The following is a 21101-nucleotide window of genomic DNA, read 5'->3' on the forward strand; positions in this document are numbered from 1 at the left end:
ATGCCGTCACGCGTGGCGAGTTCGAGAAGGAGTGGAATTGTAAGCTCGATCCCGAGCCTGGCCTGCGCATCACCAACATGCTCGACGCCGCCGTCGAGGGTACGTTCAAGGCCATCTACATCCAGGGTGAGGACATTCTTCAGTCTGATCCCAATACGCAGCACGTCGCTGCCGGCCTTGCCGCGATGGAATGCGTCGTCGTGCAGGATCTCTTCCTGAACGAGACGGCGCGCTATGCACACGTGTTCCTGCCCGGCTGCACCTTCCTCGAGAAGGACGGCACGTTCACGAACGCGGAGCGCCGCGTGCAGCTCGTGCGCCGCGTCATGTCGCCGAAGAACGGGTATGCCGACTGGGAGGTCACGCAGCTCATCGCCAAGGAGCTCGGTCTCGACTGGAACTACCAGCATCCGAGCGAGATCATGGACGAGATTGCGCGCCTGACGCCGACCTTCACCGGGATCTCGTTCGACAAGATTGCGGAGATGGGCTCCGTGCAGTGGCCTTGCAACGAGGACCACCCGGAAGGCTCGCCCGTCATGCACATCGACGAGTTCGTGCGTGGCAAGGGCCGCTTCATCATGACCGAGTACGTTCCGACGGACGAGCGGACCGGACCACGCTATCCGCTCATCCTGACGACGGGCCGGATCCTTTCGCAGTACAACGTCGGCGCACAGACCCGGCGGACGGAGAACGTTGCCTGGCACCCCGAGGACGTGCTCGAGATCCATCCGCACGACGCGGAGGTGCGTGGCGTCAAGGACGGTGACTGGGTGGCGATCAAGAGCCGCGTGGGCGAGACGGCGCTACGTGCGCTGATCACGGACCGGGTGGCCCCGGGCGTCGTCTACACGACGTTCCACCATCCGCTGTGCCAAGCCAACGTGGTGACCACCGAGTACTCCGACTGGGCAACGAACTGTCCGGAATACAAGGTGACGGCGGTGCAAGTCGCCCGCTCGAACGGTCCGACCGCGTACCAGCGTGAGTACGACGAGTTCTCGGAGGCGACCCGCCACATTCTTCCGGCAGAGGCCGCGGAATAGGCAGAGAGAAAGATGCCAGAAACGGCTCTTCGGGTTCCGTCGCGCCGGGTCTCGAGGCCGGGCTCTGAGGCGGAGGCATTCGGTGTCACGGCGAAGAGCCGTGACATTCCCGAAGAGGTGCCGGTCGCGCTGGTCTATGATGGCTCGACGCATGCCGTCATGATGGCGACGCCGGCGGATCTTGAGGATTTCGCCGCGGGCTTCTCGATCACCGAGGGCATCGTCGCCGGCCGCGACGAGATCCGAGAACTCGAGATCGTCGAGCACGAGAAGGGGATCGAGGCGCGGATGTGGCTGGTGCCGTCGAGTGCGCGTCGTCAGGCTGAACGACGCCGGCGCATCACCGGGCCCACGGCTTGCGGGCTGTGCGGGGTGGAAAGCCTCGATGCCGCCGTTCCGCCACCGCGTCCCGTCGGGCGGTCGGCAACGGTGACGCCGGCTGAGATCTACCGCGCCCTTGCCGCGATGCCACCCGCGCAAACGCTCAATCTCACGACGCGTGCGGTTCACGCCGCAGCGTTCTGGGACGCAAGCGCCGGCGAGATCGCGTTCGTTCGGGAGGACGTCGGGCGGCACAACGCGCTCGACAAGCTGGTGGGCGCCATCGCCGGTAGCGGATGCGATCCGGCGAAAGGTTTCGTCGTGCTGACGAGCCGCGTGTCTGTCGAGATGGTTCAGAAGGCGGCCATGCTCGGCGCCGAGATGATCGTGGCGGTGTCAGCGCCGACAGCGCTGGCGCTGCGTGTGGCGGAGGCAGCGGGTATCACGCTGATTGCCATCGCGCGCGCCGATGCCTTCGAGATCTTCAGTCATCCGGAACGGATCGTTCCGGCGTCGCAACTTGGCGATGGCAATATCAAAGAGGCCCAGAAACATGCACTCTCCGTCTAGCGCTCTCGTCCGCATGGCCAACCAGATCGGCAAGTTCTTCCGCGCCCAGGGTGAGGAGCGGGCCGTCGCCGGCATCGCAAATCATGTCAGGTTGTTCTGGGAGCCGCGTATGAAGCAGCAGATCTTCGATCATCTCGATAAGGGCGGCGAGGGGCTCGAGCCGCTGCCGCTCAAGGGGCTGCAGAAGCTCAAGGCCGACATGCACGGGAAGCCGACGGCCGCCGAGGCTAAGGCCGTCGCCGAGAGCCTGGCGAAATAACTTCCCGGCCCCCCCGTGTCAGGCGCGAACGGGCGGAGACACGCGGGCGAATCGGGAGCCCATAATGTTGGGCCGTGGCATCCTCCATCGCCTCCAAGCTTGTCATCGTGAGCGCTACGCTCCTTAATGAGCGTGCAGCGTTCCCTGGTCGGCGCTGCCGATGAGTGAGGCTTCGGGCGAAAAGGTCCGAATGCGATCATGGTCTAGAGCCGTTCCGATTTAAGTAGAAACGGGGAACGGCTCTAAGTTTTTGTTTCTTCGTGCTTCTTGTCGGACACTTTAACCTGCATGGCTTCGCCATGACCGGTTTCCACTTTTCCGGAAGCACGCCAACCGGCGGAGCGACATCATGAGACGCGTGGGCATGCAAGCACTCCTGGCCCTCGGACTGAGCGCGGGCATCACTCTCGCTGCGCCAAGTGCAGCCGACGCGGCCAAGCGGCACATCGTCGTCACGGCCGTTGAGCCCAAGGGCGGCGCGAACGTCGAGAAGGAGGCATTTCCCGGTGCGCTTCCGGAAGGCGGCGGCTATGTGCTGAAAGCGCCGGACGAGAAAGGACGTTGGGAGGTCGCCGTCTACGTGTGGGATCCGCGGCAGATCCACGTCGACGAGGGAGACGAGGTGACGCTCGAGTTCATCGGCATCAATGGCGCCAGCCACCCGACCACGATCACCGGGTACGACAAGACCTTCGAGCTGAAGCGGGGCGAGGTGAACAAGGTGTCTTTCGTCGCCGATAAGCCCGGCCGCTTCGAGATCATCTGCGCAGCGCATCATCCCACAATGGTGGCGGAACTCATCGTCGCTCCGAAGAAATAGAACCCGAGCCGGCGTTGCGGCAATCGGTTTGCGTCTGGGAAAGACGGTCGGATCGCTTCTCGAAATTTAGAGCGCCGGCGCGCGCTCGGCGCCGGTGGGCGGCGGGCCGAGCTTGTCGAGCTCCGCAAACTCCTCGTCGGTGTAGACGCGTGAGCGCGTGAGAAAGCGGACACCTTCCGGCGCCTCGAGCGAGAAGCCGGAGCCGCGCCCCGGAACGATGTCGATGATCAGGTGGGTCTGCTGCCAATAGTCGAATTGCGCGGCGCCCATGTAGAACGGCTGCCCCGCGATCTCGCCTAGATAGACATCCTGCGCGCCGACGCGGAACTCGCCGCGCGGATAGCACATCGGGGCGCTGCCATCGCAGCATCCGCCCGATTGATGAAACAGAAGCGGGCCGTGCTGAGCCGCGAGCTTGCCGATCATCGCCTCAGCCGCCGCTGTGGCTGTCACACGCTCGACCATCGTCACCTCCTTGCGATCCGGCAGCACTCTAAGCACTAACCCGGGATCTTATCCTGCGACGGGACGACGATCGCGAAAATGTCGGCCAATGCGGCGAGCGCGCCGTTATGCAGTTCCTTCGCCGAGACCACGCCGCCGCTCGGATCGGCCAGTGCGCGGGTGGCCGTCGCATTGCCCACCACGGTCGTCGCATAGCCGTGGTTGAAGGCGGCTCGCGCCGTGGAGTTCACGCACACATGGGTCATGAATCCGGCGAGCACGAGATTGCTCACGCCAAGCCGCTTTAACTCCTCATCGAGGTCCGTCTTCTCGAACGAGCTCGGGAGCGTCTTGATGATGACCTTCTCGCCGTCGGCCGGTGCCACTACGTCTGCGATAGCGCCGATCGGCGCCGTCACGTCGTAGGGTGTGCCGGGGCCTGCATCGTGCTGGATATGGATCACCGGTGCGCCAGCATCACGCGCACGCTTCAGGAGCGTAGCGCATTGGGCCAGCGCCGGCTCGACGCCCTCGAGCTGCATGACGCCTTCGCGATAGGTGTTCTGGCAATCGATGAGCACGAGAGCCGATTGCGCCAGCGGAGCCGGCGTATCGGGCAGCGCCAGAAGGGAGCGGAGCGTGGGGCGGGGATCCGTCATCGTGTTTGTCCTTGGCGGATTGGAGTGCGGCATGCCGGCGAGCGGCGCCTCTCGCCCCGCTAGGCACGCCGATGTGCGTGACGAGCGCAGCGCGGCCTTTCAGCCGCGCTGCATCGAAGGAAACCGGACGGCCTGGCCAGGCCGTCCGTTCCTAGAGCGTGCTTACTCTCGTTCGGGTCGCGATGCGTGAACACGCTCTAAGTCTTGGTAGCGAGACCGATGCGTTCTCGATCCGGGCCGAGCGCTCGGATCTCAAACGATCGGCTCTAGAAGAAGCCCAAAGCCTTGGGGCTGTAGCTGACCAGCATGTTCTTGGTCTGCTGGTAATGGTCGAGCATCATCTTGTGCGTCTCGCGGCCGATGCCGGACTGCTTGTAACCGCCGAAGGCCGCGTGCGCTGGATAGAGATGGTAGCAGTTCGTCCAGACGCGGCCGGCCTGGATGGCGCGGCCGAAGCGGTAGGCGCGGGTGCCGTTGCGCGTCCACACACCGGCGCCGAGGCCGTAGAGCGTGTCGTTGGCGATCGCGAGCGCCTCCTCGTCGTCCTTGAACTTGGTGACGGCAAGGACCGGCCCGAAGATCTCCTCCTGGAAGACGCGCATCTTGTTGTGCCCCTCGAGCACGGTCGGCTGCACGTAGTAGCCGTCGGAGGTTTCGCCGGCGAGGATCGAGCGCTCGCCACCGGTGAGTACCTTCGCGCCCTCGTCGCGGCCGATCTGGATGTAGGAGAGGATCTTCTCGAGCTGATCGTTCGAGGCCTGGGCGCCGATCATCGTCGCGGCATCGAGCGGGTGGCCCTGCTTGATCTTCTGCACGCGCGCGATGGCCCGCTCCATGAAGTGGTCGTAGATGCTCTCGTGCACGAGCGCGCGGCTCGGGCAGGTGCACACCTCACCCTGGTTCAGCGCGAACATGGAGAAGCCTTCGAGCGCCTTGTCGAAGAACTCATCGTCGGCGTCGGCGACGTCGGCGAAGAAGATATTGGGGCTCTTGCCGCCGAGCTCGAGCGTGCAGGGAATGATGTTCTCGGAGGCGTACTGCATGATGAGGCGGCCGGTCGTCGTCTCGCCGGTGAATGCGATCTTCGAGATGCGCTTGTTCTGGGCGAGGGGCTTGCCGGCTTCGATGCCGAAGCCGTTGACGACGTTGAGCACACCCGGCGGCAGCAGGTCACCGACGAGATCCATGAGCACCATGATGCTCATCGGCGTCTGCTCGGCGGGCTTCAGGATCACGCAGTTGCCGGCGGCGAGGGCCGGAGCGAGCTTCCAGCAGGCCATCAGCAGCGGGAAGTTCCAGGGAATGATCTGGCCAACGACGCCGAGGGGCTCGTGGAAATGATAGGCGACCGTGTCGTGGTCGATCTCCGAGATCGCCCCTTCCTGGGCGCGAATGCAGCCGGCGAAGTAGCGGAAGTGGTCGATCGCGAGCGGCAGGTCGGCGGCGGTGGTCTCGCGGATGGGCTTGCCATTGTCGAGCGTCTCGACCATGGCCAGGAGCTTGAGGTTCGCCTCCATCTTGTCGGCGATGGCCAGGAGGGCCTGCGCGCGCGCTGCGGGCGAGGTGCGGGCCCAGCCCTCGCGCGCCTTGTGGGCCGCGTCGAGCGCCAGCTCGATGTCCTCCGCTGTGGAGCGGGCGACGTCGCAAAGCGGCTTGCCGGTGACGGGGGTCAGGTTGGTGAAGTACTGCCCCTTGGCCGGGGCCACCCACTGGCCGCCAATGAAGTTGTCGTAACGCGGGCGGATGCGGATCTGCTGGGAGACTTCATTGAGAGCTTGTTGGATCATGGGCCCATTCCTCCATGGCTGCAGCCATCTCCCGGGCCGCGCCGAGGACGCCCCGGGTGTCGTTTCGTTATAATAGCGTGCCCTTTACTTAGGGACGCCGGTGTGGCGCGTCTATACGCCAAAGGTCTAGATCGGTGACGGGGTAAGCTGATCATTTGCGCGCGGGCCAGTGGGCTTTGTGTGCATTGCGGAAAGAAGGACCGGACCGCGGGGACTGGCGCTTTTCACGAAGGGGAACGGCGCGTTAGGCTTGCGGTCGGGGTTTGGCTCGCCGACACTCCGGCCATGATTAGCCAGGAAAATTTGAGAGCGCGCCGCGGGGCAGCGGCCGCGTTTTTGCGGTCCCATCTCGGGTTTGCGGGCCATCCCCGTGGGCTTGGCGTTCTATTCTTTGCCGAAATGTGGGAACGCTTCTCCTACTACGGAATGCGCGCGCTCCTGGTGCTGTTCATGGTCGCGCCGGAGGCCGAAGGCGGGCTTGGTTTCACGCCGGCCGAGGCGGCGCTCGTCTACGGCAACTACACGATGGCGGTCTATCTGCTGTCGATCCCCGGCGGTGTTGCAGCCGACGTCTTGCTGGGGCTTTGGCGCGCCGTGGTCCTTGGCGGAGCTGTGATTGCGGCCGGCCATTTCACGCTGGCTGTCGGGGGCGTCTCCGCATTCTATGCCGGGCTGGTGCTGATCGTCATCGGCACGGGGCTCTTGAAGCCCAGCATCAGCGGCCTCGTCGGCACGCTCTATGGGGCGCACGACAAGCGCCGGGATGCGGGCTTCTCGCTGTTCTACATGGGCATCAACATCGGCGGCTTTTTCGCGCCGCTAGTCACAGGCTTCCTGGCCCAGAGTCCGGTGATGAAAGCCTGGCTCGGGGCGCAGGGGTTCGATCCCGCCGGGAGCTGGCACTGGGGTTTTGCGGCGGCCGGTGTCGGTATGCTCGCGGGCCTCGCCGTTCTGCTGGCTTTCGGCCGTGACCTCAGGACAAGCTCGCAGCCCGATGGGGAGCGCGCCTCCGAGCTGCAGCCATCCATGGTACCAGTGGCGGAAACAGAAGATCCGTTCGCTCGTTGGAGTCCGCGGCTGGTGCTGGCTGCCGTGGTGCTCGGAACGTTCAGCCTCTTCGGCCTCATCGCACTCTCCGACAGACCGGGCTTCGAGGTGCTGCGCTGGGCCTACGTGCTCGTTCCCGTCGCGCTGGCGGCGTATCTCGGCAGCTCCAGGGACGAGCAGGTGCGCCGCTACGGTGCCATGTTCGTACTGCTCGCCGGCGCCATCCTCTTCTGGGGCATCTTCGAGCAGGCGGGATTGACCATCGCGCTCTTTGCCGACCAACTCACGCGCAACGAGATCGGAGGATGGGTTTTTCCGTCCGCCTGGTTCCAATCGCTCAACCCGCTGTTCGTCATACTGCTGGCGCCGCTCTTCGCAGCGCTCTGGATGCGGCTCGGTGAGCGCCAGCCGTCGACGCCCGTGAAATTCGGGATGGCGCTCGCTCTCCTCGCGGGCTCGTTCCTGCTCATGGTGCCGGCGGCCACGCTGACAGCCGAGGGGCGCATCAGTCCGCTGTGGCTGGTCGGTCTTTTCTTTCTCCAGACATCCGGAGAGCTGCTCCTGAGCCCGGTTGGCCTCAGCACGATGACGAAGCTCGCGCCGCGCCGCGCCGTCGGTCTCGTGCTCGGCATCTGGCTGCTCGGCTTTGCGCTCGGCAGCAAGCTCGCCGGCGTGCTCGGACGGAACTTCACCGCCAGCGATCCGGCGGCGCTGGCTTGGAGCTTCCTCTGGCAGGCCGGTCTTGCCGCGGCAATGGCGCTGCTCTTCTTCGTGCTCGCACCGTGGGTGCGGCGCCTCATGGGAGGCGTGGATTGAAAACCGTTTCAGTTTGAGCGGCGATGGGGAGCGGCTTTCAATTCTTTATTTTATCGGTGGTTCTTATCCGAAAACCGGTTCCCCTCAACGGGCGGCATTGAGGCGGACGAAGCCAGCCTCGAGATCAGTGATAAGATCGCTCACGTCGTCGAGCCCGATATGCAGCCTCAGCGCCGGGCCTTCAGCAGGCCATGGCGTCGCCGTGCGGAAACGCTTCGGATTGAACGGGATGATGAGGCTTTCGTAGCCTCCCCATGAATAGCCCATGCCGAAGAGCTCGAGCCCATCGAGCATGGCGGCCAGCGCGCGGTGCGGCGCGGGCTTCAGGATGATCGAGAATAGTCCCGATGCACCGTCGTATTGCGCCGTCCAGAGTGCATGGCCGGGATCGGTCGGGAGCGCCGGATGCAGAACACGCGCAACCTCCGAGCGGCCCGCGAGCCATTTCGCTACCTCGAGCGCCGAGCGTTGATGGCGCTCGAGCCGCACGGCAAGCGTCCGGAGGCCGCGCAGCCCGAGATAGGTCTCTTCCGAGCCCGGGCACGCGCCGAGGGTCGCGCGGGCATCCTCCACCGCCTTTGCAGTTCGCTCGTTCGCGGTGATGGCGCCCAGCATCGCATCGGCATGGCCGACGATATATTTGGTGCAGGCGTTGATCGAGACATCGACACCATGGGCGAGCGGGCGGAAATAGAGCGCCGTGGCCCAGGTGTTGTCCATGAGAACGGTCGCGCCGCGCGCCGAGGCGGCTTTCGCGATCGCGCCTACGTCCTGCATTTCGAGCGTGAGCGACCCAGGGCTTTCCAGGAACACCACGCGTGTGTTCGGCTGAATGAGCTCCGCGATGCCGCCACCGATCAGCGGATCGTAATAGGTGGTCGAGACGCCGAGGCGCGCCAGGATCGTATCGCAGAACTGTCGCGTCGGATGATAAACCGTGTCCACCATCAGCACATGGTCGCCCGCTTTGACGAAGGCGAGGATGGCCGTGGTCACTGCCTGATAGCCGGACGAGGTGAGAAGTGTGCGCGCGCCCCCCTCGAGATCGCAAATCGCTTCCTCGAGCGCTGCGGTGGTGGGCGTGCCGTGGCGGCCGTAGCGAAACGGCTGCGTATCGTAGGCTTCGAGCGCCTCGAGCGTCGGGAAGAGCACTGTGGAACCGCGGTATGCTGGCGGGTTGACGAAGCCGTGCTGCCCTCGGGGGTTGCGGCCGCTATGCAGGATCGCGGTTGTGGCGTGGCGGGGTTTGCCCGCGCCCTCAGGGCCTTTCGTCATGAAGTGATCCTCGATTTCGAACCGTTGCGGAGCCGTTCCCTCCAGCGCCGTTTGACGCAACCCGTGGCCACGGTCAAGGGCTTGACCGTCGGCACTCAACGCGGGATGTGTGGGCAGGATACATGAAACATGACCGTCGCGGCCGGCTGGACTGCGCATGGGCATGGATCTGTGCTGCCGCGCCCGGCGGCGGCTGAAAACGGGATACGAAGTGAGCGCCGGCAGCACGGAAAGGCTGGGATTCCTGGTTCCGCCCGGCTGCTGAAGCCGTTCACGAACCGGAGGCTTGCTTTCCGTGACGCCTGAGTGTCGAAGGCCAGGGAGCGCGTGCTGCCGCCGCTCTATCCGGCATGGAGCCGCACTCATCGCGGCTGCGCTGGCTGCGTGGCTTCCGGGGGCAGGCGCACGGGCTACGACGCTCGACGATGCCCGCATGCGCGGCCATGTGGTCTGCGGCGTCACCGAGGGGCCTGAAGGGTTTGCGGCCGTCACCGGAGACGGAACCTGGACGGGGCTCGACATCGATTTCTGCCGCGCCGTGGCCACCGCCGCGCTGGGCAGCAGCGGCGCGGTGCAATACCGGGTGGTGACGGCTGCGAGCCGTTACCAGGCCTTGGCGGCGGGAGAGGTGGACCTGCTGCCACGTGCCAACGGGCGCACGCTGTCGCGCGATGTGGAGCTCGGCGTGCGCTTCACGGATACGCTGTTTCACAACGGCCAGGGCTTCCTCATCCGGCGCGGCTATGCTGTGACGAGCATTCTCGAGCTCTCCGGCGTCTCCATCTGTGTGATGAAGGATACTGATGCCGCGCGCGATGTTGAAACCTATTACCAGGCGCGGAAGATGCGCTATCAGCTCGTCGCGACCGAGCATTGGCAAGAGGCGGTGAAAGCCTATGCCGATGGCGCGTGCACCGTGCTCACCGGAGACATCGCCCTTCTCGCCGCCGAGCGCAGCCGGCTCGTCAATCCGGGCGAGCATGTGCTTATGCCGGAGCTTGTCAGCAAGGAGATGCTGGGACCGGTCGTGCGCCAGGGCGACGAGCAATGGTTTTCGATCGTGCGCTGGACGCTGGCGGCACTGATCGCGGCCGAAGAGCTTGGCATCACGAGCCAGAACGTCGATGCCCTGCGCGCCTCGGAGAATGTCGACGTGCGCCGCTTCCTCGGCCTCGAGGCTGATATCGGACGGAGCCTCGGTCTCGCGCCGGACTGGAGCTATCAGCTCGTCAAGCAGGTGGGGAACTATGGCGAGGTGTTCGAGCGCACCGTAGGTCTCAAATCCCCGCTGGCTCTGGAGCGCGGCGTGAACAATCTCTGGATGCGCGGCGGCCTGCTCTCGGCTGGTCCGCTGCGCTGACGCGGCGCGCATCTCCATCTGGCGGACGGAGAGCAAAAGATCAGGCGTCAGCTCGTGGGCGCATCGAGCCGCCGCGTCAAGTTTTCGAACTCGCGCCTCAGCTCCTCGTTCTTGAAGATCTGCTCGAAGGTCGGGGCCTCGAGCTTCTGGATGGCCTCGAACGAGGCGGAGCTTTCCCGCATCAGGTGGCGAAGCGCGAGGCTTGCCTCGACGGTCTCGAACGTATTGTCGGCGATGCGGAGATCGTGCATCGCGCGGTCGCGGGCGGCGGCGATCTGCGCGCGCTGCTGGGCGAGATAGCGGCGATAGCCCCGCGCCGCCTCCTCGGCGAGCTTCTGGCTCTCGCGGTTGGCTTCGAGCGTACGCTGCTGGTCGGGGCGGTTCTCGGCGCGCATCAATTCGTGCGTCCGTGACTTGGCGGCTGCGAGATCCGACAGGATCGCGTCGAGCTTCGGCATGTACTGCGTGTCGATCTTGTACAGCGTCGAATCCTGCGCATGCACGAGGAGTGCGAACAACGCCGCGTGCATGGCGAAATACTTGCGCGCGGCGCCGGGATTGTCCGCGGTCACGGTCATCAGCTTGGCGAGCTGGCCGTCGATGAGCTTGGCGGCGTGGAACGTCGCGACGAGGCGCACGAGATCACCCGACAGAACGCCATCGAGCAAAAGCTCGAGCTGATCGGGTGCAAGCTCGACGCCGGCCTTGGCGAGCGCGTCCGCGATCTCTCCCTTGGCCGCCTCGATCCCGGTCCGGTTCGCAGCGATGCGGGTTTCATGCTCGGCGATCTTTGTGCCGAGGCTGTCCACGGTATCGGTCAGCACGCCGGGCAACACGCCGTCCTCCGGCGCCGTGAGCTGCTTCTCTTTGAGCGCGACGATGCCGGCCTCGAGGTCGCGAATGTTGGCGCGGTGGCGCTCGATCCGCTTCTGGACTTCGACCACCGGCGCCTCGGTGACGATGCCGAGCGTGGCGTCGAGGAGCTTGCGGATGCGGACTTCCCGGTCCTCGCGGGTTTCGGTCCAGAGAGGAGTGACCAGGAAATCGCTGCGGGCCGGAAGCTTCCTCGCGTCCGCGCGCTGCTCGGCCACGTCCTTCAGAATGCCGTCGATGGCGCGCATCAGGGCGCGGCCTTGCTCGTAGGTCGGATCGCCCTCGCGGGGATCGGGATCGCGCGGAACCCCGCTTGCGTCCGCCGTGCGGATTGGGGCTGTTTCCGTACGGAGGAATTCGGCGATGCCGTCCGTTGCCGGGCCGCTCGCCGCATAAGCGGAGGCGGCCAGCACGGCGCAGGCGGCAGCGAACGCCGCGCTCGCCATCCATGCGCCAGAGTGGACGGGCATCGTCATTCGGGCCTCCTGTGACCTTTCATGAAGCGGCGCAATTCAGGCAAATCGATGTTGTTGCTAGGACGCTGGAGTCGTGCTGTGGGCGTTCAGGCGAGGCCGATCCGGATCGCTGCTTTCGCAGACGAACACCCGCCAGAGGAAAGCCCGAAGGCGGGGCCGCGGTTCCATGCTCATCGGATTGCTTCAGATGTCTGTCGCGGCCTGTGCCACGGCGCCGAGCAGTGCGGGCGTGATCTGGCGAACATCCGTCAGCACGATCATATGGCTCATGGGCGGCGCGCCGCGGGCGGCGGGAAAGCGCGGTGTCTCGAACGTTACGCCGGCCGGCAGACGCTGGAGCGCGAGGCCGAGGCGAAGGTCCCGCCCGCTGATTGCGAGGACGGCGGCGTCCTTGTTCCCATGGCGGAACAGGACGTGCCCGTGGCGGGGGATCGCCATCACATCCGGCAGGGCCTTCCGGATCTCGGCGATCAGGAAGACGGCGAGGGGGCGGAAGGCCTTGGCGCGCTGAAGCAATGCATCGAGAGCTGCGCCGTCATCCTGCCTTTGCGCGGCGGGAGGCGGTGCAGGCTGTGGCGCCGGCGCGGCGGCAATGGGTTCGCTCGGCACTCCCGCAACATCGGTTGGGGCGGCTGAGGCGGGGCTCGCCGATGGGCTCAATGCCGGCCTGCGGCGAGGGCGCTGCGTGCGCCCGGCTCCTGCGTCGCCGTAGATCGGCCGGCCGCCGTTGTTATGGATGCGCTCGATCCAGGACGCTTTCGAGAACATGAAGCCCTCGCGGCGCAGCCAGTCGATGATGTCGTTGCGGTGCGTCAGTCCCGCCGCGCCGATGGCTGCCATCCACTCGTCGAGCGAGCGGCCGGTATCGGCCTTGAGCGTGGCGAGGAACTGACGCTCTTTCTCGCCATAGTCGATGCTCACAGGGGTGCCTCCTGCTGCATCTCCGAGCGCCGGGCCGTGGCCGACAGGGCCAAAACGGCCCGCAAGACCGCGTGCATTCTCAGACCCATCGCCGCGTCCGCGCCTTATACTCGCGCCAAGTGTCTCCGAAGCGCGCTTCGAGATGGCGCTCCTCGGGAAGCACGGCGAGCCAGGTGACGAGCGGGACATAGGCAAGCGCTGCAGCCACGAACCAGACGTTGTGCGTCAGCTCCGCTACGCCGAGCAGCATGAGAACGTGCGCGATATAGATCGGATTGCGCCGGGTGCGATAGGGGCCATCGGTAACGAGCACACTCGCGGCCTTATCGGGCAGGATCGTGGTGCCGTGCCGGCGCAGGGTCACTGCCGCCCAGATGAAGAGGCCGAGCCCGGCCAGCCCGAGCGCGAGCCCGGCGATGTGGCCCATCACGTCGTCCTGGCCCGGCCAGGAAAGGGGCCAGGCAAAGCCGAGCGCGACGGCGGCCGCAATGAGTGCGGCCAGCAGGATCGGCGGCCAGGGCGCGTTTGTCGGCGGAGCGGCGGTGTCGGGGAGGCGCGTCATCGCATCGGCTTCAAGCGTTTGGGTGTGCATGCCTTCCTTGTTACTCGCCTGGGGGAGCGCGTGCAAATTCACGCGCGCGGCCCAACTTTTATCCGTTATCGGTATTATTCTCCGGGCGGATCGGTGGGAGTTCACATCCGGTTCATCCGCTTTTGTCTACGCAAAGCCCGCATGATGAAAAAGGTATATCCATGAAGCGCAAATCCATATTCGTGCTTTCCGCCGCCCTGCTCGCAGCGGGGGCGGGTTTTTCCAGCGGGCTTTCGACAGAGGCACAGGCAGCGACCTACGGCTGCTTCAAGGTGACATCCTCGCATCTCAATATCCGTGCGCGGCCCTACAGCACATCGGACGTCATCGGTGTTGCGAAGCGGGGCGAGGTGCTCGAGAAACGCAAGCTCCTCTGCACGCCGCGTGGCTTCTGGTGCGCGGTGCGCATGGGCTCGCTCGAAGGCTATGCCGACAAGTCGTTCATGCGTAAGACCGCCTGTCCGTAAGCCCTGCTGGGCTCCCCGGCATGCGCGCTCTCGGAATTACAGGGTGCGCTATCCGGGCCCGCCCTCATTGCTATTAGCGTTCGAGACCAATGCCGTTCACGATCGCGAAAATCATGGCGCTCCTGGCGCAGCCTTCCACCATCGCCGTTCTCTGCATCCTCATTGGATTATGGATGACGCGAAAGGGGAGGGCGAGCCGGATCGGCCGGAGCGTCGCGTGGGGCGGTGTGCTGGCGCTGATCGTTGGCGGCCTGACTCCAGCCGGCAACCTGCTCGTCATCCCGCTTGAGGAGCGGTTTTCCTCAGTTGCGCGGCCGACCGCCGCCGAGCGCGTCGACGGCATCATCCTGCTTGGGGGGTTCGAGGATGGCTGGGTATCGTCCGGCCGCGGCGGGCTCGGCCTCAACGAGGCGGCCGAGCGGGTCACGGAAGGCCTGAGGCTCGCTCTGCGCCATCCGGAAGCGAAGGTGGTTTTCACAGGCGGTGTCGGCAGCCTGCTGGCGCATAATGAGGACGCGACGTCACCTGTCGCGGAGTTTCTCGAGGAGGCCGGCGTAGCGCGGGAAAGGCTCGTGCTCGAAGGCCGGTCGCGCAACACCTACGAGAACGCCGCCTTTGCGCGTGATCTCGTCAAGCCGGCTGCCGGCGAACGCTGGTACCTGGTGACGAGCGCCTACCACATGCCGCGCGCCATGGGCCTCTTCCGCAAGGCGGGCTTCGAGGTGATCGCCTATCCCGTCGACTACCGCACGCGCGGCCCCGAGGACGCGACGCGTTTCTTCGGGCGCATTCCCCAAGGCCTGATGCGCCTCGATGTCGGTGCCAACGAGTGGTTGGGCCTCCTCGCGTACCGCGCGCTCGGCCGCATTGACGAGCTTCTGCCGGGGCCCTGAGCGGACACCAGCGGGCTCACGAGCGCCGCAGCGGCCGTGTGCGGGGTGGATCCGTAGCTCCGGGGGCCAGTTCGGCGTCGAGGTCGAAGTTGGCGCAGTTCTGGTCAGCGAGGCGCTGGTTGTAGGCTTCGAGCATGGCGCGGTCGCGGGCGTAGCGGCCTTCAGGATCGCTGCCTTCGCCCGAGCCGCCGAATGCGGGCCGAGCCGCCGATTGCAGGCCGCGCGACAGGCTGGTCGTCAGGACCCGGCTCTGGAAATCGCGAATCTGCACGATGCGCACGGCCATCCGCCCGGTGAGCTTGCGGCAGTCGAGATCCAGTTCCTCCGCCGTCAGCTGATAGCCGCCGCGTGACGGCAAACGGGTGACCGTCTCGGCAGGGACAGCCGGCGAAGGCGGCGTGATGGACGCGGTGGGAAGCTGGATGCCGTCCGTCTGCGAAGCGCACGCGCCCAGCAGCAAGGCTGCGAGGGTCGCCGGTATCCATGCTCTGGCCGGGGTCGTCATAGGTGGTCGATTCTCTCCAACCCGGCGCATTGTAGAAAAGCTCAGGGGCGTTGGGGCGACATTTCCGCCGCGCTTTCGGTCAAAAACGGGGCGCGGGAATGGCTCGAACCGCTTTTCCAGCGGAATTGGTGAACGGCTCCTGCTTTGTGTTTGCTGGTGCTGCTTGCCTGGCGCTTCGGGCTCGCATGGTTCCGCCGACTGACTTAGTCACCATGACCTTCCACTTTTTCCGTGTGCATGCTCGGCGGACCATGGTTGACCGGGGTCTGCCCCGCAGGCTACGCCTCGCTCTCAATACGGCCCGGTTGCCGGCTCAGGCGGCGGCCGCCCTTGCTGCGATGAGGCTCATATGATCCTTGGCTCGTTCGTCAGTTGCGCTCGGCACGGGGCTCGTGTGGCCTCCCTATTCGCGGCGCTCGCCTGTCTCGGGCTGCCGGGCGCGCCGGCTCGCGCGGAGGAGGGGCCAAAGGCACTTCGCTGCTCGTTCGCCGATGGCGCGTCGCAGAGCTTCGAGAGCGGCGTGTTCCATTCGAAAGCATCAACGCCGCTGTCGTTTGATATCGACGATATCGATCTCGAGCAGCAGACGGCGACGCTCAAGGCCGCGCCGGATGCAAAGCCCGGCAAGCTCAGCGTCGTGCGGGCGATCAACGCCAATCATTATCTTGAGGTGGTCAACGAAGGCTTCCTCAATCTCACCACCGTGTATGACAAGGATGCCACGACGGGCCGCTATCCCGCCGTGCATTCGCGGCACGGGGCAGTTCTCGGCAGCCCCATGTTCGGCCAATACACTGGTTTCTGCGCCGATCAGTGAGGCCTCGCGGTGTGACGCTCCATATTCTCAAGCTCTGTGTTGGCGCGACCTCGATCGAGGATCTCGCCGCATGGCAGGCGGAGCGTCTTCGCGAGCAGAGGGCACGTGGCGAAGCACCTCGCCTTTTTCATGCAACGCTGCAGACGCCGAGGCGGCAGGCGGAGCTCTTGGAGGGTGGATCGCTCTACTGGGTGATCAAGGGCATCATTCAGGTTCGCCAGCGGCTCGTCGGCTTCGAAGAGGGAACGAAGGCGGACGGCAGCCCATGCTGCCTGATTCTGCTCGATCCCGAGCTGGTGCCGGTCCGGCCTGCGCCGCGCCGCGCGTTCCAGGGCTGGCGTTATCTTCCAGGAGACGATGCGCCCGCAGATCTTGGGGGTGGCAGTGACGATGCCGATCTTGCGGCGATGCCTGCGGATATGCGCCGCGCGCTGATCGAACTCTGTCTCATCTGAGCCGGAAGGCGAACGTATGGAACGGCCGCCACTCACGCGCATCGTGCGAGACCTTCCGAAGCTGGTGCCGTTCGTCGGTCCTGAAGCGCAGGAGCGCGCGCGGGGACGTCCGTTCGTGGCGCGGCTCGGCGCCAACGAGAGCCTGTTCGGCCCCAGTCCGGCAGCAATTGCCGCCATGCAAGAGGCGGTGGCTGAGAGCTGGAAGTATTCCGATCCCGAAAGCCACGACCTGAGGGAAGCGCTGGCACGTCATCATGGCGTGGATCCCGACAACGTGGTGATCGGCGAGGGCATCGACGGGCTGCTCGGGCTGGCGGTCAAGATCACGGTCGAGCCGGGTGCGGCCGTCGTCACCTCGGATGGAGCCTACCCTACGTTCAACTTCCACGTGGCGGCGCATGGCGGAGCCTTGATCAAGGTTCCCTACCGCGACGACCGGGAAGACCTTGAAGCCTTGCGCGATGCGGCGCGCCGCTCCCGCGCGGCGGTACTTTATGTCTCCAATCCCGATAACCCGATGGGCTCGTGGTGGCCGGCGGAAGAGATCGCCTGCCTGATCGAAGGACTGCCCGAGGGCGTGCTCCTGCTGCTCGACGAGGCCTACTGCGATACGGCTCCTGCCGGGACCGCCCCGCCGATTGATGTTTCCAATCCCCAGGTGCTGCGCCTCAGGACTTTTTCCAAGGCGTACGGGCTCGCGGGGGCGCGGATCGGCTATGCGATCGGCGATCGCGACCTGATCGCGGTCTTCGACAAGGTGCGGAACCATTACGGGATCAACCGTGTTGGCCAAGCCGGAGCGCTGGCGGCGCTCAATGATCAACCGTATCTCTTGGAAGCCGTGGCGAGGATCGCCCGCGCGCGCGAAAGGATTGCCTGCATTGGCAGACGCAACGGCCTCGCTCCGCTCCCATCGGCTGCCAATTTCGTCACGCTCGATTGCGGCGGCAACGGAGACTTCGCGTGCGCCGTTCTGGAGGCGCTTCTTGCGCGGGATCTCTTCGTGCGGAAGTCCGCGGTGGCGCCGCTCGACCGGTGCATCCGGATCTCGTGCGGGCGCGACGAGGATCTCGCGGTGCTCGACAGCGCACTTCCCGATGCGCTCGCCGAAGCACGGCGTGCAAAACCTCGAAAATAGTTCGGCTGGATCGGTCCGTAGGATCCGTGGGAGCGGCTCAGGCGTATACTTCCGTGACAAGCAAGCCGGAGCGGGTTCTCATCGCCCCGGTCCATCGCGAAGAATAGGGGACGTCCATGCAGAAAGCCGGGCTCATCAGCATGATTTTCTCAGCAGCATCGGCTGCGATGCTGCTTGCCGCCGCGTCTGCCGCGACGCCGGCGCGCGCCGACACCGATCTCGCAGGGGCTTGGAAGGGCGGCGGCACCGTGCGGTTTACCTCCGGGGCGACCGAGCAGGCGCGTTGCCGCGCCACCTTCAAGCCAAGCGGTGCGCGTGCCTACGACGTGAGCGCGACCTGCGCCACGCAGTCCGGAACCGTCTCGCAGACGGCGTTTATTCGCGGCCGCGGAAGCAGCTATCACGGCACGTTCTACAATCCGGAATACGATACGTCGGGCAGGATCCAGATCTCTGTCCGAGGGCGCAGCCAAGTCGTGCGGCTGACCAGCAGCAAAGGCTCGGCGGTGATCCGTCTGTCACGCTGATCGTTCGTATCGCAGAGCGGTTCTCGCGCGGGTGCAAGGCTCCGAGGCCGATGCCCGCGGGCCTGCAGTCTTTGCGATTACTTTTGGGGAGGGCCCTGAAAGAGGAGTTCCAGGCTCCCGGGGGCGCCACCTTGCTTTACCTTGGTCTTGGCTTTGCGCCGCTTCGGGCGTTGGTGCGTGCTGACGGGAATGGGCGCCGCTTCTTCAGCAGCGGCTGGCTCGGCTTCCGCCACCGCGGCACCACCCGGAGGCTCGTTCGCAGGGTTTTGCGGCACGAGGCGACGCGGTGCCGATACGGCTCCCGTTACGACCTCCATGGCATCAGGATCGATCGTTGCGTTCTGCGGCACGAGGCGTGAGTGTCCGGCAGACGTCGTATCTTGAGCGTCCACCGCTGGCGCGTTCCCGCCGATGGCGGCCTTCTCCGACGAGCCGGTGTTGATGGTCAGTGCGGCCACGGGGATGGCCGCGAGCGAAAGCACGGTGAACGCGGTCATGGCACGCGTCGTGAGGCTCATGGCCTGATGTCTCCCTCGTCCTCATCGTACGGCGGCCGGCAGGCCAGGATCGCGCTGACCTCGGCGGCCGCGCCGCGCGCCATTTTCGGGCGCTTCACGCCTTCACTCTGCTAACGCATGGTTAAAAACTTACTTAAATTCTTTTATTTTGCCAATGAGATATTTTATTTAGCGTGTTGGAATCACGCGTCTTTCCGGGCTACTTGTGAGTGGTTACGGCAACCCATTCCGGGTCGTCCTGAGTGCGCCGCTCGAACATGAGAAAATCATAGTAGCCGCATCGCCCCTTGCCTGGGAACGACCGGCATACGGCGGGGCGTGCGTGATACACCGTGCAGCAACGCTTTGTGGTGTCGAAGAAGCGGCAGATGGCCCCGTAATGGCGGTCCCGCTTGCGCTTCATGGCGTACTTGCGCCCATGGGCCTCCCGCGTGAAGGCGCGGCGCGCGTCTTCGAATGTCATGTCATGGTGCCGTGCCAGACGCTCGACGTCGCGCTTGTCGAGCGCGATCAGCGGATAGGAGCAGCAGTACCCGGGACACTTTTTGCAATCGTACACGAGGTGCGTTTCCATCTTTCATTGTGTGTCGCGGCGCCGGCTTGCGAGTTCGCGCGCGGGCCGGCCCATCATCGCTGTTGCGCAATTCTGCCGCGAGATTCGGCGTGTTTGTGGATCTGTTAACTTCCAATCCTATCGGCGGCAACGTTCAGCGCCTAAATAAAGATGGGCGAAGACGCGTTTGGCGGCCAAGCAGAACACGGCCGAGGCAGCGGTCCCCACTTGTAGAGATGACCGCGCCACGCTAGAACATAACGAGAACCGAGCTGGTCGAACGAGACGCTTATGCGCGCATGCTCCGCTTATGGCTGCCGACTGTAAGCCCCGCGAGGTGGGTTCCAAAAAGCTTGGGACAACCCCGGCGGCGGTTCGCAGTGGTGTGCGGATGCGCGTAGGGTGCCCAACTTGAGTCGACGCAGCGGCAGCCGCGTGCGTGGCGGCGGCGCTCATCGCCAACGCCATTTCCGGACAACGAGGAGTGAGAAGCATGGCCGGATCTGTCAACAAGGTGATCCTGGTTGGGAATCTCGGACGTGATCCCGAGATCCGCCGTACGCAGGATGGGCGCCCGATCGCCAATCTGCGCATCGCGACCAGCGAGTCCTGGAAGGACCGTAACAGCGGCGAGCGGCGCGAGAGGACGGAGTGGCACTCCGTGGTGATCTTCAACGAGAATCTCTGCCGTGTCGTCGAGCAGTATCTGCGCAAAGGCGCGAAGGTCTACATCGAGGGCCAGCTGCAGACGCGCAAGTGGCAGGACCAGCAGGGGCAGGATCGCTATTCGACCGAGGTGGTGCTGCAGGGGTTCAACGGGCAGCTCACGATGCTGGACGGGCGCACCGGTGCCGGCGGCGGCCTCGCGGAAGGCGGGCAGTCCGACTATGGCGACGACGCCGGCAGCTTCGGCGGCGGAGAGCCTAAGCGTGGGCCGCGTGGGGGATCCAAGGGCGGTGGCGGCGGCCTCGACAAGCCGTTTGACGACGAGATTCCGTTCTAGAGCCGTTCCGGTTTAAGTGGAAACGGGCTACGGCTCTAAGGTCCTTGCTTGATCGTGCTTCTTTCCGACGCGGTGCTCACGGGGCCACATTTGTGAGCAGCGCGTGTACCCGCCCGCGGCCGGACTTGTCGCTCGTCTTTGGCAAGGACGTCTTTGTTTAGCTCTCCTTCGGCAAAGCTTCTTTGTTCAGCTCGCCTTCGGCAAGACTCTCAAACGATCAGGCATAAAAAAGCCCGCCGGGCAAAGCCGCGGCGGGCGAAGATCCGCAGAGAGGCGATTACGGGTTGGTGGGTGCAGGCTCTTGCGCTGGAGCCGGAGAGGGCTCGGCCGGCGGAGGTGTCGCGGCAGGAGGCGACGGCTCGTTGGGCGGCGTTGCCTCAGGGGCCGGTGCGTCAGGGCCAGACGAGTTTCCGACTGCATCCTTGGCTGTGTCGATGGCGCCGGAAACAGCCTCCTTCGCGCGATCGATGGCAGGGCCGGCGGCCTCCTTGGCGGCGTCGAGCGCTTCCTGGGCCTTGCGCCGGGCTTCGTCGATCTTCGGCTTCGACTTGTCCGAGAATTCGTCGAACTTCTCCTTGGTGCGCTCGAACAGCGACTTCGGCGGCTGCTTGCGCTGGAAGTCAGGCGCCGTGGCGAGGGCCTCCTTAGTCAGGTCGGGAAGCGAAACGAAGAGCTTGCCATCCTTCTCGTCGAACTTGAGGGAGGCAAGGCTCACGCCGACCTTTTTCTCCGCCCAGCCGAGATAGCCGCCCGTCCCCATGACGACGCCGACGACCTGATTGTCGGAGCTGATGATCAGGTCCTCGATATCGCCGATGATGGCGCCGTCCGACCCGTGGACTTTGGCGCCGATGAGATGATCCTTGGCGAGGTATTCGGTGTCTGACTGGGCAGGCACGAAGGTCGTGTCCGCGCGTGCGGCGGCCAGGGGGGCGGCGGCGAGCAGAGCGGCGGCG

General features: G+C 65.2%; 24 protein-coding genes. 13 read left to right on the plus strand and 11 right to left on the minus strand.

What is annotated here, in order from left to right; translation table 11 throughout:
• From V7P99_RS13650 to V7P99_RS13665, 4 genes are all read left to right on the plus strand, one after another.
• Positions 1–1049 (plus strand): molybdopterin oxidoreductase family protein (locus V7P99_RS13650; RefSeq protein ID WP_333795382.1); only part of this gene is annotated, 1049 nt, incomplete at its 5' end.
• 12 nt (positions 1050–1061) lie between these two features.
• Positions 1062–1940, plus strand: a complete 879-nt coding sequence (fdhD, locus tag V7P99_RS13655; RefSeq protein WP_333795383.1) for a formate dehydrogenase accessory sulfurtransferase FdhD — start codon at positions 1062–1064, stop codon at positions 1938–1940.
• Positions 1924–2199 carry a formate dehydrogenase subunit delta gene (locus V7P99_RS13660; protein WP_333795384.1) on the plus strand — a complete coding sequence of 92 codons (276 nt, stop codon included), beginning with the start codon at positions 1924–1926 and terminating at the stop codon, positions 2197–2199. The genes fdhD and V7P99_RS13660 overlap by 17 nt, the downstream gene beginning before the upstream one ends.
• A gap of 349 nt (positions 2200–2548) precedes the next feature.
• On the plus strand, positions 2549–3019 hold the full coding sequence (locus V7P99_RS13665) for a hypothetical protein (RefSeq protein ID WP_333795385.1): 471 nt from the start codon (positions 2549–2551) through the stop codon (positions 3017–3019).
• 66 nt (positions 3020–3085) lie between these two features.
• On the opposite strand, the gene V7P99_RS13670 is transcribed toward V7P99_RS13665, so the two are convergent.
• The 3 genes from V7P99_RS13670 to adh all read right to left on the minus strand — a co-directional run bounded on the left by V7P99_RS13670 (position 3086) and on the right by adh (position 5909).
• Entirely contained in the window at positions 3086–3484 is a 399-nt protein-coding gene (locus V7P99_RS13670) for a DUF779 domain-containing protein (protein WP_333795386.1), read from the minus strand.
• A gap of 35 nt (positions 3485–3519) precedes the next feature.
• Positions 3520–4122, minus strand: a complete 603-nt coding sequence (locus V7P99_RS13675) for a cysteine hydrolase family protein (protein WP_333795387.1) — start codon at positions 4120–4122, stop codon at positions 3520–3522.
• Positions 4123–4388: 266 nt separating this feature from the next.
• Positions 4389–5909, minus strand: coding sequence for an aldehyde dehydrogenase (adh, locus tag V7P99_RS13680; RefSeq protein ID WP_333795388.1), 1521 nt, complete (start codon positions 5907–5909; stop codon positions 4389–4391).
• Between the two features lie 303 nt (positions 5910–6212).
• Between adh and V7P99_RS13685 the strand changes: the two genes are divergently transcribed.
• Positions 6213–7772: a peptide MFS transporter gene (locus V7P99_RS13685; protein WP_333795389.1), complete on the plus strand. Its 1560-nt coding sequence runs from the start codon at positions 6213–6215 to the stop codon at positions 7770–7772.
• An 84-nt stretch (positions 7773–7856) separates the two neighbouring features.
• Here V7P99_RS13685 and metC read toward each other — a convergent pair whose 3' ends face one another.
• Positions 7857–9047 carry a cystathionine beta-lyase gene (gene metC / locus V7P99_RS13690; RefSeq protein WP_333795390.1) on the minus strand — a complete coding sequence of 397 codons (1191 nt, stop codon included), beginning with the start codon at positions 9045–9047 and terminating at the stop codon, positions 7857–7859.
• A gap of 433 nt (positions 9048–9480) precedes the next feature.
• Here metC and V7P99_RS13695 point away from each other — a divergent pair, with 433 nt between their 5' ends.
• A complete protein-coding gene (locus tag V7P99_RS13695; RefSeq protein ID WP_333795391.1) occupies positions 9481–10407 on the plus strand; it encodes an amino acid ABC transporter substrate-binding protein in 927 nt (308 codons plus the stop codon).
• A 47-nt stretch (positions 10408–10454) separates the two neighbouring features.
• Here the strand turns inward: V7P99_RS13695 and V7P99_RS13700 are convergent, their stop codons facing one another.
• From V7P99_RS13700 to V7P99_RS13710, 3 genes are all read right to left on the minus strand, one after another.
• Positions 10455–11756, minus strand: a complete 1302-nt coding sequence (locus V7P99_RS13700) for a hypothetical protein (RefSeq protein ID WP_333795392.1) — start codon at positions 11754–11756, stop codon at positions 10455–10457.
• 183 nt (positions 11757–11939) lie between these two features.
• Positions 11940–12677, minus strand: a complete 738-nt coding sequence (locus tag V7P99_RS13705) for a DUF5655 domain-containing protein (RefSeq protein ID WP_333795393.1) — start codon at positions 12675–12677, stop codon at positions 11940–11942.
• Positions 12678–12756: 79 nt separating this feature from the next.
• Positions 12757–13269, minus strand: a complete 513-nt coding sequence (locus V7P99_RS13710) for a methyltransferase family protein (protein WP_333795394.1) — start codon at positions 13267–13269, stop codon at positions 12757–12759.
• A gap of 161 nt (positions 13270–13430) precedes the next feature.
• On the opposite strand from V7P99_RS13710, the gene V7P99_RS13715 reads away from it, so the two are divergent.
• Both V7P99_RS13715 and V7P99_RS13720 read left to right on the plus strand, forming a co-directional pair.
• The gene (locus V7P99_RS13715; protein WP_333795395.1) at positions 13431–13736 is read left to right on the plus strand and encodes an SH3 domain-containing protein; all 306 of its coding nucleotides are present in this window, start codon (positions 13431–13433) and stop codon (positions 13734–13736) included.
• Positions 13737–13825: 89 nt separating this feature from the next.
• Positions 13826–14629, plus strand: coding sequence for a YdcF family protein (locus V7P99_RS13720; protein ID WP_333795396.1), 804 nt, complete (start codon positions 13826–13828; stop codon positions 14627–14629).
• Between the two features lie 16 nt (positions 14630–14645).
• Here V7P99_RS13720 and V7P99_RS13725 read toward each other — a convergent pair whose 3' ends face one another.
• A complete protein-coding gene (locus V7P99_RS13725; RefSeq protein WP_333795397.1) occupies positions 14646–15134 on the minus strand; it encodes a hypothetical protein in 489 nt (162 codons plus the stop codon).
• Between the two features lie 394 nt (positions 15135–15528).
• Here V7P99_RS13725 and V7P99_RS13730 point away from each other — a divergent pair, with 394 nt between their 5' ends.
• The 4 genes from V7P99_RS13730 (at position 15529) to V7P99_RS13745 (ending at position 18071) form a co-directional block, all read left to right on the plus strand.
• Positions 15529–15951, plus strand: coding sequence for a hypothetical protein (locus V7P99_RS13730; protein ID WP_333795398.1), 423 nt, complete (start codon positions 15529–15531; stop codon positions 15949–15951).
• An 11-nt stretch (positions 15952–15962) separates the two neighbouring features.
• The gene (locus V7P99_RS13735) at positions 15963–16406 is read left to right on the plus strand and encodes a DUF1489 family protein (protein WP_333795399.1); all 444 of its coding nucleotides are present in this window, start codon (positions 15963–15965) and stop codon (positions 16404–16406) included.
• Between the two features lie 16 nt (positions 16407–16422).
• The gene (locus V7P99_RS13740) at positions 16423–17544 is read left to right on the plus strand and encodes a pyridoxal phosphate-dependent aminotransferase (RefSeq protein ID WP_333795400.1); all 1122 of its coding nucleotides are present in this window, start codon (positions 16423–16425) and stop codon (positions 17542–17544) included.
• 116 nt (positions 17545–17660) lie between these two features.
• Positions 17661–18071 (plus strand): hypothetical protein, encoded by a 411-nt coding sequence (locus V7P99_RS13745; protein ID WP_333795401.1) that lies wholly within the window; start codon positions 17661–17663, stop codon positions 18069–18071.
• 77 nt (positions 18072–18148) lie between these two features.
• Here V7P99_RS13745 and V7P99_RS13750 read toward each other — a convergent pair whose 3' ends face one another.
• Entirely contained in the window at positions 18149–18589 is a 441-nt protein-coding gene (locus V7P99_RS13750) for a hypothetical protein (protein WP_333795402.1), read from the minus strand.
• Positions 18590–18788: 199 nt separating this feature from the next.
• Complete coding sequence (locus tag V7P99_RS13755; RefSeq protein WP_333795403.1) at positions 18789–19148, minus strand: YkgJ family cysteine cluster protein; 360 nt, start codon at positions 19146–19148, stop codon at positions 18789–18791.
• A 487-nt stretch (positions 19149–19635) separates the two neighbouring features.
• Between V7P99_RS13755 and V7P99_RS13760 the strand changes: the two genes are divergently transcribed.
• Entirely contained in the window at positions 19636–20145 is a 510-nt protein-coding gene (locus V7P99_RS13760; protein WP_333795404.1) for a single-stranded DNA-binding protein, read from the plus strand.
• Positions 20146–20422: 277 nt separating this feature from the next.
• On the opposite strand, the gene V7P99_RS13765 is transcribed toward V7P99_RS13760, so the two are convergent.
• The coding region (locus V7P99_RS13765) for a PRC-barrel domain-containing protein (protein WP_333795405.1) at positions 20423–21101 on the minus strand (679 nt) is incomplete at its 5' end.

It is taken from the genome of Hyphomicrobium sp., assembly GCF_036780825.1.
Lineage (GTDB): Bacteria > Pseudomonadota > Alphaproteobacteria > Rhizobiales > Hyphomicrobiaceae > Hyphomicrobium_C.